At 49.0% G+C, this 15,244-nt stretch carries 10 protein-coding genes; 6 read left to right on the forward strand and 4 right to left on the reverse strand.

Going from position 1 to position 15,244, the window contains the following annotated elements; genetic code table 11:
* Window positions 1-890 precede the first annotated feature (890 nt).
* The 4 genes from H6F76_RS24860 to H6F76_RS24875 all read left to right on the forward strand — a co-directional run bounded on the left by H6F76_RS24860 (window position 891) and on the right by H6F76_RS24875 (window position 7,012).
* Window positions 891-2,081 (forward strand): glycosyltransferase, encoded by a 1,191-nt coding sequence (locus H6F76_RS24860; RefSeq protein WP_190512274.1) that lies wholly within the window; start codon window positions 891-893, stop codon window positions 2,079-2,081.
* 198 nt (window positions 2,082-2,279) lie between these two features.
* On the forward strand, window positions 2,280-2,984 hold the full coding sequence (locus H6F76_RS24865; RefSeq protein WP_190453511.1) for a sugar transferase: 705 nt from the start codon (window positions 2,280-2,282) through the stop codon (window positions 2,982-2,984).
* 158 nt (window positions 2,985-3,142) lie between these two features.
* Complete coding sequence (locus H6F76_RS24870; protein WP_190512275.1) at window positions 3,143-5,839, forward strand: chloride channel protein; 2,697 nt, start codon at window positions 3,143-3,145, stop codon at window positions 5,837-5,839.
* Window positions 5,840-6,109: 270 nt separating this feature from the next.
* Complete coding sequence (locus H6F76_RS24875; RefSeq protein WP_190512276.1) at window positions 6,110-7,012, forward strand: peptidoglycan-binding protein; 903 nt, start codon at window positions 6,110-6,112, stop codon at window positions 7,010-7,012.
* Between the two features lie 52 nt (window positions 7,013-7,064).
* Here the strand turns inward: H6F76_RS24875 and H6F76_RS24880 are convergent, their stop codons facing one another.
* From H6F76_RS24880 to H6F76_RS24895, 4 genes are all read right to left on the reverse strand, one after another.
* Complete coding sequence (locus H6F76_RS24880; RefSeq protein ID WP_190453502.1) at window positions 7,065-7,520, reverse strand: transcriptional repressor; 456 nt, start codon at window positions 7,518-7,520, stop codon at window positions 7,065-7,067.
* Window positions 7,521-7,764: 244 nt separating this feature from the next.
* Complete coding sequence (gene sigC / locus H6F76_RS24885) at window positions 7,765-9,009, reverse strand: RNA polymerase sigma factor SigC (protein WP_190453499.1); 1,245 nt, start codon at window positions 9,007-9,009, stop codon at window positions 7,765-7,767.
* Window positions 9,010-9,880: 871 nt separating this feature from the next.
* Window positions 9,881-10,612 carry a triose-phosphate isomerase gene (tpiA, locus tag H6F76_RS24890; RefSeq protein ID WP_190453495.1) on the reverse strand — a complete coding sequence of 244 codons (732 nt, stop codon included), beginning with the start codon at window positions 10,610-10,612 and terminating at the stop codon, window positions 9,881-9,883.
* A 179-nt stretch (window positions 10,613-10,791) separates the two neighbouring features.
* Window positions 10,792-11,265 carry a response regulator gene (locus tag H6F76_RS24895; protein WP_190512277.1) on the reverse strand — a complete coding sequence of 158 codons (474 nt, stop codon included), beginning with the start codon at window positions 11,263-11,265 and terminating at the stop codon, window positions 10,792-10,794.
* Between the two features lie 465 nt (window positions 11,266-11,730).
* Between H6F76_RS24895 and H6F76_RS24900 the strand changes: the two genes are divergently transcribed.
* A complete protein-coding gene (locus tag H6F76_RS24900; RefSeq protein WP_190512278.1) occupies window positions 11,731-13,095 on the forward strand; it encodes an NAD-dependent succinate-semialdehyde dehydrogenase in 1,365 nt (454 codons plus the stop codon).
* Window positions 13,096-13,431: 336 nt separating this feature from the next.
* The gene (locus H6F76_RS24905; RefSeq protein WP_190454377.1) at window positions 13,432-15,069 is read left to right on the forward strand and encodes an acetolactate synthase large subunit; all 1,638 of its coding nucleotides are present in this window, start codon (window positions 13,432-13,434) and stop codon (window positions 15,067-15,069) included.
* Window positions 15,070-15,244: the final 175 nt, after the last annotated feature.

Below are 15,244 nucleotides of genomic sequence, written 5' to 3' on the forward strand. Positions count from 1 at the left end.
CCAGAAGAGGGAGAGCTACTAACCACCAAGGATTAAACTGCTGTGTCAATCTAGCGCGACTGTGCAGCGATCGTCCGTCTCCTAAACAGCAAACGCATTCAACCCTAGACGGATCGTTTTAATAGAGGTAGTTGCGTAAGTAAGCACGAGTGCAGCCAGTAGGTTCGTGGATGAACAATCTTGCTACAAATAAATGTATTGCAGACCGTTCTTCCGTGCAGCAATGTTGCTGTGCGATGTCTTGCAATAACTGAACTGGACGAGGCGTCGTGCCTCAGTGTTATTGCCCTCTCAAAACCTTGCTTTTAAGTTGAGGGCTTTAATCCTAAGTGCAGTGGAAAGCTTAGGAGTGCTAGGAGATTAGGATTTCAAATTGCTCTTGGAGTTGGAGCAATAAAGAGACGATTAAGGAACTGCTGCATATTGGAGCCAGAGCTTATTACCGTGTATCTGCTGAGGTCAAGTGAGTTTTATCACTCTACCATCGCTCTTTAGGAAGATTTAAATTCAAGAAGCGTGAATTTTTATGAAAAAAAGTTTGTGTATCTTGCTACAATGATGTCTAACCGGGGGAATACTAAAAAGTAGTAACTTAACTGTACGTTTGGGAGCGCGCAGGCAAGTTTCCTTCCATTTGAGAGAACAACGTATGTTTTGATCTGACCAGCCTTAGTGCTGGTCTTTTTTTTGAAACGCTGCGATCGCGACAGTTATGTCTGTCGAGCCTTTCGTAAAAGGTCAAATTCCCTTCAAAAACAAATCGTTCACTTGTCTTTCTCTCTGTCACGGCAAAGCTGACGGACTAGGAAACCGATCGATCGCAGCATTCGTCTGTCATTCGTCTATAGTTGCACCAGAACAAATCGTTAAACGCTGTAGGCAAGGCTGCTGTGGCATTGAAGTATGCGCTGGTGCATGAATGGTTAACGCCCAAAGCTACGGGTGGTTCCGAATTGGTTGTGCAGGAAATTCTCAAGAGTGTAGAGGCTGATGTCTACGCGCTGATTGATTTTGAATCGACTAATCCTGACAGCTATTTGTTTAAACGCACGATCGGCACCACATTTTTACAGCAGTTCCCCTTTGCCCGTAACGGCGTGCAAAAGTATCTGCCATTGCTGCCGTTGGCGATCGAGCAACTTGACCTACGTGGTTATGACGTGATTCTCTCATCTTCTCATGCAGTAGCAAAAGGCGTTTTGACAGGAGCGAATCAACTCCATGTCTGTTACTGTCATGCGCCTATGCGCTATGCATGGGATATGACCTTTGACTATTTGCATAGCAGTGCTGCTGGACGAGGGGCACAGGGTCTGCTTACACGCTACTTGCTCCACCGTATACGGCAATGGGATGTACTTTCAGCAAATCGCGTCGATTACTTTATTGCCAACTCTAACCATACAGCGCGGCGGATTTGGCGCTGCTATCGTCGTCCCGCAGCAGTCATCTATCCACCCGTTGATACCGAGCGGTTTTGCTTTCAGCCGCAGAAGCAGGATTTTTATGTGACAGTCTCGCGCCTCGTCAGCTACAAAAAAATCTCGCTGATTGTTAAAGCGTTCAATCGGTTGGGTAAACCCTTAGTCGTTATCGGTGATGGTCCAGAGCTAAAGCAGATTCAGCAGCTTGCTCGCTCAAATGTACAGGTGTTGGGCTGGCAGTCTGATGCCGTGGTGGAGCAATACATGACGCAGGCGAAAGCGTTTGTCTATGCGGCATTTGAAGATTTTGGCATTGCCCCAGTAGAAGCGCAGGCATGCGGTACTCCTGTCATTGCCTATGGACTGGGGGGAACTTTAGAGACGGTGCGTGATGTCAAAGAATATGGTGAGCTGGGCACTGGAGTCTTATTTTATGAGCAAACGGAAGGCGCGATTGTGGATGCCGTTAAAACGTTTGAACGGTATCAATCAGCACTGAATTTGGAGGCTGTACGATCGCACGCACTCTCGTTTAGCCCTACCGTTTTTCAAGATCGCTATCGATCCTTTATCGAGCGTTGCTATGGCGAGTTTCAGCAGCATCCTTCATCTACCAATAAGAGGGCAGACGAATATAGCCAGTCGACAGATATATGAGATAGAACGCTCACGGAGCAAGCCTTTATTGCTTTGTCCGTCAGCACTCATAGCTGCCCTTTGGATACTAGTAACGAGCTGCCTCTTTTTGCGATCGCATCATTTTTTAACTGAATTGGCAGCAAAAACTGCGTAGAAGGGGTGAGTGGCTTTATGATAATGACTGTGTGGTGTGGTGTGGATGTGTGAAGGAGTAAAATGACTGCCGAAAGCCAATTAATCTCTGGCAAGACAATTCGTGCATTCTTAAGGCGTGGTTTTACATCGCTGCTTGAGAGAAGCTTAAACGGAGAGTTTGCCAAACGGCTGTTTGATATTACATTTTCCCTGACTGTTCTAATTGTCTTTTCTCCGGTTTATCTTCTGCTGATTGCGTTGATTGCGTTCAGCTCCCGTGGTCCCATTTTTTACGTTCAAGAGCGCGTTGGCAGAAACTACAAACCGTTTGGCTGCATTAAATTCAGAACGATGGTACGAAACGCCGATGAGGTGTTGATGGAGATGATGGAGACCTCACCTGGTCTGCGTCAAGAGTTTCAAAGCAATTTCAAGCTGCGACGTGATCCTCGCATTACAAGCATTGGTCGTTTCTTGCGAATTACCAGTTTGGATGAATTCCCGCAGTTTTTAAACGTCCTCAAGGGAGATATGAGTGTCGTTGGACCACGCCCAGTCGTGACTGAAGAATTAGAACGGTACGGTAATTATGCCGATCGCGTTTTCAGTATTCGTCCTGGCATTACTGGTCTATGGCAGGTGTCTGGGCGAAATGACATTCCTTACCCTAGACGCGTTCAAATTGATGTCTATTACGTCAATTGCCGGAGTCTTTTAATGGATTTGGGTATTGTCGCTCGGACGCTTAGCGTTATTCTTTACCCAAAAGATAACGGGGCATATTGACTGCCTGCACTAACGGCTGTACTGCAAACTTCATGGAAAGCAGCAGTGCAGTTAACTAGAGATATTGCGTGCGCGACTTGAGCAATTGGTTAATCTAATGGTGTTGCTGTCACTAGCTTGGTAGCAGCTACTTTGGATATCCTTATGAGTGCTGGCTAATGCCGTTTCCAGTCACGTTCAAATCGATCACTCTGCTGCTCACTCCCAAGCGACTGGCAATTCTTGAGGCAATCCTAATTGGTCTCGTTGCCGCACTGGCAGCCGTGCTGCTGAAGCAAAGCATTCAGTGGGTAGGTGGCTGGCGGCTAAAAGAAGCGATGTCACAGCCAACCTGGTTGCTGATACCAACAGTAGGTTTGATCGGCGGGCTTTTGGTTGGCTTGTTGATCGAGCGGGTGGCTCCAGAAGCTTTGGGCAGTGGTGTTCCTCAGGTGAAAGCTGCGTTGGCATATGTGCCGACTGCACTTAACCTTCGCGTTGCTGCCGTCAAGCTGGTCAGCACAACCTTAGCCTTGGGTTCTGGGTTCGCGCTGGGGCGCGAAGGTCCGACAACACAAATTGGGGCATCCCTGGCAGCACAGTTAAGCCGTTGGTTGCCAGCATCGCCTGAACATCAACGCCAACTGATTGCAGCCGGAGCCGCTGCGGGTTTAGCTGCTAGCTTTGACGCCCCGATCGCGGGCGTGATGTTTGTGATTGAAGAACTCCTTCAGGATTTCTCCAGTCTGACATTGGGTACAGCTATCCTGGCATCGTTTATTGGTGGCGTGACATCGCGTGTCTTAGCAGGACCAAACCTGCATCTAGGCATTGACCCACTCCGCTATCAGGCAAGCTTTGCACTGTCAGAAATTCCTTTCTTTCTGCTTTTGGGGCTACTGGCAGGTATGCTAGCGGCGCTGTTCAATCACAGTATTCTCTACAGCATTCGCTGGTGCCGTCGGATGATGCCCTGGAGTCCCATGTGGCGTATCGGTCTAGCAGGGTTAGTCTCTGGTACAATCATTGCCCTCTTACCTGTGCCCTTCCGTAGCAGCTATACCCTAGAAGCCTTTCTCACTAGCAGTCAGTCTGATTGGCGCATGGTGGCTTTCGCCTTTATTGTGCAGTTTGGCTTAACGATGATTGCCTGTGGTGTGGAAGTGCCAGGAGGTCTTTTTGTTCCCAGTATGATCTTAGGCGCATCGCTGGGACATCTAGTGGGTATGGCTGAAAGCGCGTTTCTGGGCGGCGACCCGGTGATTTATGCTCTGACGGGGATGGGAGCGTTCTTGGGCGCGGCCGTTAGGGTACCCATTACAGCAATCGTCGTTGTCTTTGAAATCACAACGAACTTCAGTCTAGTGCTGCCTTTAATGATTAGCGCCGTCACAGCGTACCTTGTAGCAGAGCGGCTGTTTCCAGGTTCAATCTATACGCATCTTCTGGAGCTTAAAGGTATCCGTATTGAGCCAGCCGCTATCCAGGACGGATTATGGGCAAGGCTAACGGCCGCCGACGTGATGCAGCAAAAGGTCGAAACCCTGGCGAGTCAAATGTCCTTAGATGAAGTAGTGCAGGCATTTGCGCGATCGCACCACCGTGGTTTTCCAGTAGTGGATGACAGTCGCTTGGTCGGCATTGTCACCTTAACTGACCTTGATAAGGTGGCGCAGCGACAGCTATCAAACACCGCCTCCTTAAAAGCGATCATGACGCCGCAACCTATCACGGTTAGCCCGTCCGATACGTTGAGCCACGTCCTTTATTTGCTTTCTCGCTACAAGCTCTCTCGCCTACCCGTGACAGATCACCGCAAGCTAGTGGGAATTATCACCCGCAGCGACATTTTACGGGTTGAGTCGGATCAGCTAAGGGGCGGCGATCGCTTAGGAGGACGAGCAGAACCATCCTATGTAGTTTACCAAACGCGATCGCCCGCTACCGGACGGGGACGCTTACTGCTGCCACTTAGCAACCCTCAAACAGCAAACGGGATGCTCCAGCTAGCCTTTGCGATTGCCCAGGAGCACCATTACGAAATCGAATGTTTGCAGGTGATTTCTGTGCCGCGCCATAGTTCACCGGCAGAGGTGGCAGTAAACACTACATTAAGCCGTCGCCTTTTAAAGGAAGCAGTCAGGCAGGGAAATGCCAAACAAATTCCGGTGCATACTCAAATTCGAGCGTCACACACGATCGAGCAAGCCATTTTAGAAACAATCGCTGATCGCCACATCAATGTGCTGCTAATGGGTTGGAAAGGCAGTACCACTACCCCCGGTCGCATCTTTGGTAGCGTTGTCGATACCATCATTCGACAGGCAAGTTGCGATGTGGTGCTAGTTAAAAGTGGCGAAGGTTTTAGTAAACGCCAAACAGAAAAGCATAGTGCTTACCGTGAACTTATTGGTGCGCATCGAATCGGCAAGAATGCCCCAACAGCAGGCAACGAACTGAACCAAGCATTACTGCCGTTGGAGCGCTGGCTGCTGCCGATCGCCGGTGGACCCAACTCACAGCACGCACTCAAGCTCCTGCCAGCTCTTGTTGCCCTCAGTAAACAGCCTGAAATTCGTTTGTGTCAGGTGTTCCATCCCTCTGATACGACTCAAAGCGAGGTCTTACTAGATGAAGATGCCCGCTTCCTCAGACGGCAGCTTCAAGCCAATGTGATTACACTGCCAGTCTGTGCCAATTCAGTGTCTGATGCTGTGATTGATATGGCACAGAAAGACCAGTGCGATGTGGTTGTAGTCGGCGCAAGTAGAGAAGGGCTACTCCAACAGGCAATTCAGGGCAACATCCCTGAGACGATTGCCCGTCACTGTTCCTGCACGGTAATCTTGGTCAGAAAGGCGATCGTCAGTAGTTGATAGGCAATGCTGCTGATTCAAAGTAACGCGACGTGCAACTAATGTTCTCTCACCGTCGCCCTTGTCTCTTAAGAATAGAGAGAGCGGTCGAAAGCCCTTGGGTGCTTGACCATGTGAGGCGATCGCCTGCTACCTCAAAGCTCTTGAATCGTCTGCCGCACAACGTCCTGTTAATACTTCCCATAGGGGATTAATAAAGTTAAGATTTTTACTATGGTTGACTCTTAGCTTCAGTCTTTAAACGAACCATTAACACGTTGCGGGAAATCTATGGAAACTTTTGCCTATCTGCATACTGCTTGTGTCTACGAAGAGCCTGAAGCAGAACTAAGGTTAAATGTCGATCAACTGAACTTAAAGCTGTTGTCTACCCAAGCGGGTTTATTGCTGCTGCAACTGCTGGTGCCCGCAGCAATCTTAATTGTTGCGGGTCATGCCTCTGCACTTCAGGTCGGCGATCGTGGTGCTTCTGTAACCAACTTGCAAGACCAGTTGCGATCGGCTGGCTACTTCAACCGTAGATCCACTGGGATTTATGCCTCCATTACAGCTGATGCAGTGAGGCGCTTTCAGGCATCACGTGGGTTAACCGTTGATGGTATCGCTGGATCCGCTACGTTGCGGGCACTAAGAGGTGGATCCCTGCCAGTTTCAGGAAACGTTCGCCCCATCAGCTATGGTGGCGGCTTGCGACTTGGCAGTAGAGGGGCAGAAGTTAGTGCGCTTCAGCAACAGTTGAGCGATCTGGGTTACTACGTTAGTGTTGACGGCATTTTTGGTCCAGCTACTGACCGAGCAGTACGTAGTTTTCAGGCTTCTAATGGCTTGTCAGCAGACGGTATCGTTGGTTCTGCGACACGAAATGCTCTCGCTAGCGGCGTGAATGATAATGGCGTGAATATCAGCTTTCCTCAGCCAACTTATCCCACCAATCTATCTGACAATACTTCAGCCGTTTCAAGTAGTAATCGCAGACGCTATGTAGTAGTCGTTCCAGCGAGTGGTATCAGGACGCTGTCACAGGTTCGCGCCGTTGTCCCTAGCGCTGTTTACACGACTTCTAACCTTGGTAAATACGTACAGGCAGGCGCCTTTGATCAGCGCGGCTTTGCAGAAGCTCGAGCAACACTGCTTCGTGCTAACAAACTGGATGCTCAAGTGCGTTATTTCTAGTGCTGAGCAAAGAAGTTGGCGTACAGCTACTTTAACAGGGGTAGAAAAGGCATTAAATCGGCAGAAGCGATCGCTGACAGGCAGGACACACTGCATGAATGGTGAGCTGACAATCCAGCAGATGGTAGCCTTCTTTCTGCGTTGTTTTGACACCGACTTTAAGAATGGAATCACTCTTAAACTCGATCGTTTTGTTGCAGCGAACGCAGATTAAGTGATGGTGATGGTAAGCAGGCTGATTCAGCTCATAGTGCTTGTGCCCTTCTGCCAGCTCTAATTCTCGTAGAATGCCCATCCGTGCCATTAGTTTGAGCGTCCGGTAGATGGTTGAGAGACTGATTGCTTCTCCCTCACCTTCCAAAAGGTTGTAAAGATCTTCAGCGCTCAGGTGATTGCCCTTAGACAGATTCTGAAAAACCTGCAAAATGGTCTCCCGTTGTGGCGTTAATCGCCAACCCTTTTCGTTTAGTTCTGCTTTGAGTGAAGTGACTGTGTAAGGAGCTGCCATAGTCGTCTTCTCAATAACTCTAGATTAATGAGAATGATACACAATAAAAAAATTATTTTCAAGTAGCTCGTCTTATTGAGAATTAATCTTGAGAAAGAGGGTAAGGCGACCGCCCATTTGTTTTAGAGGGGACACAATGACGATGTTTAAGCAACCCAGAGGAGAAAACAGCTCCCAATCTCTCTAGAGAGATTGGGAGCTGCTCAACAACTTGCAACTGTAGGTGAAATTCAGTGAGTGAGCTTTAGCTTAAAGACTCCAGGTAGTCACGTACTCGGTTGCGACGTTTGGGTTGTCGCAGCTTTTGCAGTGCCTTTGCCTCGATTTGGCGGACTCGCTCGCGTGAAAGATCAAGCGCACGACCAATTTCAGCCAGCGAGTAGGGGTGCCCATCGCCTAAGCCAAAGCGCATTTGAATGACATCCCGCTCACGAGTCGTCAGGTCTGCCAGGAGTTGTTGAAGATCGCGACGGAGTGCCTCACGCATCAGCGTATCTTCGGGTGAGACATCGTCCGTTTCTAGCAAATCCCCTAGTTCTGTATCTTTCTCTTTGCCAACTTTGGTTTCAAGCGAAACGGAACGGGGGACACGCAGCAGCACGTCACGCACTTGAGGCGCAGTCATCTCTAGTTCTAGCGCAATGTCTTCGATCGAAGCGGTACGCCCTTTTTCTTGAGAGATTTTGCGCTGAGCCTTCTTGATTTTGTTCAGCTTTTCGGTAATGTGGACAGGCAAGCGAATCGTACGACTTTGAGTCGCGATCGCTCGTGTAATGCCTTGACGAATCCACCAGTAAGCATAGGTGCTGAACCGATAACCTTTGGTGGGGTCAAACTTTTCGACAGCCCGTTCCAGTCCAAGGGTGCCTTCCTGGATCAGATCGAGCAGTTCCAAACCGCGATTCTGATATTTTTTAGCGACCGAGACAACTAGGCGCAGGTTCGCCTTGATCATGTGCTCTTTTGCCTGCACACCCTCAGCCTGAATGGCTTCCAGTTCTTCAACCGTTAAGCTGGCAATTTCTGCCCAGAGGCGTTTTCCTTCTGCTAGGGTAGGCTTTAGATCTACGACAGTAATACCCGCTTCGAGTGCCCATCGCTCTAGAGACGGACGATGCCCCAGGTGAGAGGCAAGGCGATCGTGCGCTTCAACAAGCTGAACGTAGAGCTGAATCGGACCATCTGCCTTTGCAGCCGCTTCTGCCCGTGTCTCAAGTAGTCGCATGTAGCGCTGGACTCGTTGCGCTTCCGATACTTCTTCGTCGCGACCTAACAACCGAACGCGACCAATTTCCTGGAGGTACAAACGAACCAAATCAGTGGTGCGACGGCTCACACTACGCTGGAGGTCAGCCGCTTCGGCATACTCCATTTCCAAGCTGATGAGGTCATCCACTGTATGCTCTTCATCAGCCCGACCCGGTCGAAGGTTCTGGGCGCGTAGCTGTTCGTCGTATTCTGCTTCAGCGTAAAAAGAAGATGCTGGCATAGTGCTCGTCTCAGTTGCTCCAGGTAAGAGTGGGCTTCAGTCAGCTTGCTAATAGTGTTCCCGCCATTCACGACTAAAGAACATCCCTTAGAGTTCCGTTACGTTCTCTAGTACGTTGGCGTTTGGATGCATCTTCCGGTTAATTAACTACAGAGCTTGCGATCGTGATTAGGCTGTATCAACTTGATGGGTGTCAGTATAAGTACAAGCTTGCAGATAAATGAGTGACCCAAATCAGTTGCTAGGTTAACCTACATCACTTGTAGGGCAATTTCCTGATGTTTTTGAAGTCTGATGTTCATCTTCATGAAGGCTTTGAACGACTACTTGTTTCCATTACAGGGGTGTGAAGCTGAAATCCAGAAAAATTGCTGTAGGTTTATGGAAGCTTTACTTACAGCAGCACTCAGAAAATCTTAGTCAAGCGTTAAAAAAACTATTCAGAATTTAGAGCACAGGAACTAGATATTAGGAGCTAGAAAGCTGATCACACAGGCTCTCAATCTCTAAGATGTATTTCCTTTAGCGATACTATTTGATGGCTAAAGAGTTGTTAGCAGGATCAGTTTCGTTACGCTCTCAATACTTCCTAATGTTTTACGTAAGCTAGTTAGGAAGCAAGCAGGGATCACTCGTTAAGGGTTTTTACTGACACTGTGCTTTAGCTACATGGCACGGAAATAAGCAAGAATTGATCAAGAAAGACCCAGGTTCTTCAAGTATCTGAGGATCTGCAACACCTTGAAGTAGTGGCATCTCTCCCTAGAACGCAAGTCAATTTCATAGCAAAAGCTAGTCACGAGAGAACGTACCGTGACTAGCAGTTTTGTAATTAATTCAGTGTTAGTCAGTGCGCGGCAACGTGGTGTTACTAAACCGCTACAAAGTTTACGATGCGGGCGAAACTGTCTGGTTGCAAGCTTGCCCCGCCTACTAATGCACCATCAATTTCAGGCTGCTGTATGATTTCGTCAATGTTATCGGGTTTGACCGAGCCACCATATTGAATCGGCACGTCAGGATTAGTGAGCTGTGCGCGGATTAGCCCTATGACTCGGTTTGCTTCAGATGATTGACACGTTTCGCCGGTGCCAATCGCCCAAATTGGCTCGTATGCAATGACCAAATTCGTCTGATCGATCGCACTGAGCGCACCTTCAAGCTGGCTCAAGATAACAGATTCCGTTTCACCACTGTCTCGTTGCTGTTTTGTTTCGCCCACACAGAGAATAGGGGTCAAGCCCGCCGCCTGTGCCGCATGCAAGCGCAAATTCACTGTTGCGTCTGTTTCCCCAAAATACTGCCGCCGTTCGCTGTGTCCCACAATGACATAGCGGACTCCAAGCTCAGTGAGCATAGGGGCAGCAATCTCTCCTGTATAGGCTCCAGATGTTTCCCAATGGACATTTTGGGCACCTAAACGAATCAAACTGCCGTGCAAAGACTGGGACAGACTGACCAACGCCGTGAAGGGAACGCACAGCACGACTTCTCGATCGTCTGCCATCTCGTTAAGATGAGGCATCAAACCCTGGAGAAACTCCATTGCTTCTGCCTGGGTTTTATACATTTTCCAGTTGCCAGCTATAACAATTTTTCGCACGGTCGTTGTTTGGGGGTGAAGGCATCATTTATTGCATCCTCCAGTTTAAGGCTTCGTGTGCCCAACGAACCAGTTCGCAACGAGCTGTATAAGCACACCACCTATAACAAGTAGCTAAAGATAGATGCTACAGAGCTAGAAGCAATGGGCTGCGGTTGCCAATCTTTACTACCGCTGCACTAAACTACTGCTGCACCAAAAACTTTTGTAGAACCAAAACCTGAGTCTGACGGATAGGAGAGCGCCAACGCACTTAGGCAACGATCGACTGCCCGTTCAAGATCTTCTAGGAGGTAGGGCTTAGTGACGCAATCACTACAGCCTGCTTGCAGCAGCTTTCGGTGATCATCTTCTCTTGTAAGAGCCGTCACGGCAATGACGGGAATCTTCGCTGTGATGACATTGCGGCGTAAATGGTGCAAAACATCGAACCCACTTAAATCAGGTAGTCGGATGTCAAGCAGAATCAAATTCGGTTGCCGGGTTTGCGCTAGCGTTAAGGCAGTCTTACCATCAGGCGCAGCTAGAAACGATCGATCAGCACGTGCCAATGCTTGTGTGAGCAGCAACAAATTGTCATCATCATCATCCACTGCCAGAATCAGGTGTGTGGCGACAATCGTCTGGTGAAGGCTGTGTGAGCGAAAGTCCATACGTTTCAATAAGAAAAGAGCAGTAAAGCAGAAGCAGAGAGAGACATTGCGAACGCAAGCATACGCTGACAGAAATCTTTGTGTGCTGAATGTGCCTATGCTGAACTGTGGCTGCTGAAAGGGCAAAAGCAAATGCTTTTTTACAGTCTAATGCTAAATCTTAATTTTTGTTTAATTTTTGAAGGCGAATGATTCGCTTTGTTTTTGCTAAGAGATCCTGCGACATTGAATCTATAGATATGCTATTAGAAGGTGATTCAAAAAATTCTGTGTACAGAGATACCAAAGCAGATTTATTGCTCACTTTAGTCGTGCCGTCGTCGCTTCATTCACGATCGCTACTTGACAAACGTGATAGACGGTTAAGCGATTGAAAGCCAGATAGAAAGAGGCATGATCGCTCGGAGGACATGAATTTGTTGTCGATCACCTTTTCAACCAGGGAACTTAAAAGGGAGAACGTTTATGGCTATTGCTACGATTAATCCGGTAACCGGAGAAACAGTGAAAGTGTTTGAGGCGCTAACAGCTCCACAAATTGAACAAGCGTTAGCGCTGGCACAACAGACATTTGAGCAGTATCGGCACACAACTTTTGAGCAGCGATCTCAGTGGCTCCATGCTGCTGCTCAGATCTTAGAGGCTCAAGAAGAGACGTTTGCCAAAGTGATGACCCTAGAGATGGGCAAACCACTGCAAGCTGCGATCGGTGAAGTGAAAAAATGTGCGGCTGTATGCCGTTTCTATGCCGATCACGCTGCTAAGTTTCTGGCTGACGTTCCAGTGCAAACTGATGCCAGTCTTAGTCTTGTGCGCTATCAACCGATCGGTGCTGTCTTGGCTGTCATGCCCTGGAACTTTCCTTTTTGGCAAGTGTTTCGCTTTGCGGCTCCCGCACTTATGGCAGGCAATGTGGGCTTGCTTAAACACGCGTCTAATGTGCCTCAGTGTGCGTTGGCGATCGAGTCCATTCTTCACCAAGCAGGCTTTCCAAAGGGCGCATTTCAGACCTTGTTGGTTGGGGCAGACCAGGTTGCCGAGCTGGTCAGGGACGATCGCGTCAAAGCCGCTACCCTTACAGGCAGTGAACCCGCGGGCGCAAGCCTAGCAGCCATCGCCGGAAAGCAAATTAAAAAAGTTGTGTTAGAGCTAGGCGGTAGCGATCCCTTTATCGTGCTAGCCAGCGCCGATTTAGAGGCAGCGATCGCCACTGCTGTGACAGCGCGGATGCTCAACAGTGGACAGTCGTGCATTGCTGCCAAGCGTTTTATCGTGATAGACAGCCTCTACGACGAATTTGAGACACGACTGGTTGAGAAATACCAGGCGCTCCAGGTCGGCGACCCCATGCTGCCTGATACTGACATTGGTCCCCTAGCAACGCCTGGTATTCTCAAAGACCTGGATCAGCAGGTGCAGACCGCCATCCAGCAAGGTGCGCAAGTGCTAATTGGTGGTAAACCACTGGGCGGTGCAGGCAACTTCTATCCGCCGACGATTCTGACAGAAATTCCACTGGATAGCTCTACGGCTCAAGAGGAGTTGTTTGGTCCTGTTGCAATGCTATTTCGTGTGGCGACCCTGGACGAGGCAATCCAACTTGCTAACAGCACTCCCTTTGGGTTAGGAGCTAGCGCCTGGACAACTGATGCCGCAGAACAAGAACGGTTAACCCATGAGCTTGAAGCCGGATCGGTCTTTATCAACAGCATGGTTAAATCTGATCCACGCTTGCCGTTTGGTGGCATTAAGCGATCGGGCTTTGGACGCGAACTTAGCATTCAAGGCATCCATGAGTTTGTCAATATCAAAACCGTCTGGATGAAGTAGGCGAGAAGGGAGAGGGAATGAAGGGGTAAGGGAGTGAAAGGGTAATGGAGTGCGACGCAACGCTCTATTACCCTTTCTAGCTTCTGACTGTTAAAGCAAATGTCAGCGATGCACAACATTTTCCCTTTTATAACTGTGTTCTTTGTAACAGAATAAAGGGGCGATCGTTTGAAACGTGTTAAGACAGGGGTTGGGGTCGATCGCTGTTTCAGCAGACGAGTGTGTGGACAGATCGTTAAGGGTTAGGTGATCGATTAAGCGATACGTCGAGAGCGCGTAACGGTTCGGTGAAGGGCATACTTAGTTTTTGTGATGAGGGCAAGAATCATGGGTCAGATGAATACTGCTGAACTGCTAGTGCGCTGCCTAGAAAACGAAGGTGTGCGCTACATCTTTGGGTTGCCGGGCGAAGAAAACCTGCACGTGCTGGAAGCCCTAAAGCACTCGTCGATTCAATTCATTACTACCCGCCATGAACAGGGAGCCGCGTTTATGGCAGATGTTTATGGACGGCTGACAGGCAAGCCAGGGGTCTGTCTCTCGACGTTAGGACCTGGCGCAACCAATTTAATGACAGGTGTTGCCGATGCGAACCTCGATCGTGCGCCTCTAGTTGCTATTACAGGACAGGTGGGCACCGATCGCATGCACATTGAATCCCACCAATACCTTGATCTGGTGGCGATGTTTGCTCCTGTAACTAAATGGAACGCCCAAATCGTCCGCCCCAGCAACACACCAGAGATTGTGCGGAAAGCGTTTAAGATTGCTCAGGCAGAGAAGCCGGGAGCCGTTCATATCGACCTGCCAGAAAACATTGCAGCAATGACTGCGCCTGGTAAACCCCTTTTGAAGGACAACAAAGAAAAAACCTATGCCTCGTTTCAAAGCATCGAAAAGGCAGCAGACTTTATTTCGCGGGCGGTAAATCCGCTGATTCTTGTCGGTAATGGTGCCATTCGAGCCAACGCTAGCGAGGGGCTGACCGAATTTGCTACACGGTTAAACATTCCGGTTGCCAACAGTTTCATGGGCAAAGGTGTTATTCGCTATACCCATCCGCTTGCACTGTGGGCAGTAGGCTTGCAGCAGCGTGACTATATTAGCTGTGGGTTCGATCGCGCTGATCTCATTATTTGTGTTGGCTATGACCTGATTGAGTATTCGCCCAAAAAGTGGAATCCCGATGGCTCTATTCCCATCATCCATATTGGAGCAATGCCAGCTGAAGTAGACAGCAGCTACATTCCTGCTGCCGAAGTAGTCGGCGATATTTCAGATTCATTAAGAGAGATCTTGTACCGTGCCGATCGCGCCAATAAGCCAGATCCTCACGCGCTAGACCTACGCACCGATATTCGCAACGACTACGTGCAATATGCGAAAGATGATGCTTTTCCTATCAAACCGCAAAAGGTCATCTACGATCTGCGGCAGGTTATGGCACCCGAAGATATCGTCATTTCTGACGTCGGCGCTCACAAGATGTGGATGGCACGGCACTATCACTGTGAGCAACCCAACACCTGCATCATTTCTAATGGCTTTGCCGCAATGGGCATTGCGATTCCAGGGGCGATCGCCGCTAAACTGGTGCACCCCGAACGGCGGATCGTTGCTGTCACGGGCGATGGTGGCTTCATGATGAACTGCCAGGAACTCGAAACAGCGCTGCGGATTGGCACGCCTTTTGTCACACTCATTTTTAATGACGGTGGCTACGGCTTGATTGAATGGAAGCAGCAAAATCAGTTTGGTAGCTCTGCCTTTATTAAATTTGGCAATCCCGACTTTGTAAAATTTGCCGAAAGTATGGGCTTAAAAGGCTACCGCGTCGAATCCTGCCTAGATTTAATTCCCATTCTTAAAGAGGCACTAGAACAGGATGTGCCTACGGTCATTGATTGCCCTGTGGACTATCGAGAAAACCTCCGCTTTACTCAGCGCGCTGGTGATTTAAGCTGCCCAATTTGAGAGCCAGTAACGTTTAATTGGTCAGATCAAATTGCAGCGTCGCTCCCCTACTGCAACAAGTGAGCAGTGACTTTTGCACGCTCTGTCAGTTCCCAAAGCCTTAGCAGCAGGAACTTAGAAGCACTAGATGCGTCTACTTTGCCATCAGGGAATTGTCGATCGCAGTCCTAATTCC

This window comes from Leptolyngbya sp. FACHB-321 (assembly GCF_014695975.1).
Taxonomy (GTDB): Bacteria; Cyanobacteriota; Cyanobacteriia; order Leptolyngbyales; family Leptolyngbyaceae; genus Stenomitos.

Excerpts from the sequence above, each read along its gene's own strand:
- H6F76_RS24865 (WP_190453511.1), top strand. The coding sequence starts at position 2,280 with ATGACTGCCGAAAGCCAATTAATCTCTGGCAAGACAATTCGTGCATTC.
- H6F76_RS24870 (WP_190512275.1), top strand. The coding sequence starts at position 3,143 with ATGCCGTTTCCAGTCACGTTCAAATCGATCACTCTGCTGCTCACTCCC.
- H6F76_RS24875 (WP_190512276.1), top strand. The coding sequence starts at position 6,110 with ATGGAAACTTTTGCCTATCTGCATACTGCTTGTGTCTACGAAGAGCCT.
- H6F76_RS24880 (WP_190453502.1), bottom strand. The coding sequence starts at position 7,520 with ATGGCAGCTCCTTACACAGTCACTTCACTCAAAGCAGAACTAAACGAA.
- sigC (WP_190453499.1), bottom strand. The coding sequence starts at position 9,009 with ATGCCAGCATCTTCTTTTTACGCTGAAGCAGAATACGACGAACAGCTA.
- H6F76_RS24895 (WP_190512277.1), bottom strand. The coding sequence starts at position 11,265 with ATGGACTTTCGCTCACACAGCCTTCACCAGACGATTGTCGCCACACAC.
- H6F76_RS24900 (WP_190512278.1), top strand. The coding sequence starts at position 11,731 with ATGGCTATTGCTACGATTAATCCGGTAACCGGAGAAACAGTGAAAGTG.
- H6F76_RS24905 (WP_190454377.1), top strand. The coding sequence starts at position 13,432 with ATGAATACTGCTGAACTGCTAGTGCGCTGCCTAGAAAACGAAGGTGTG.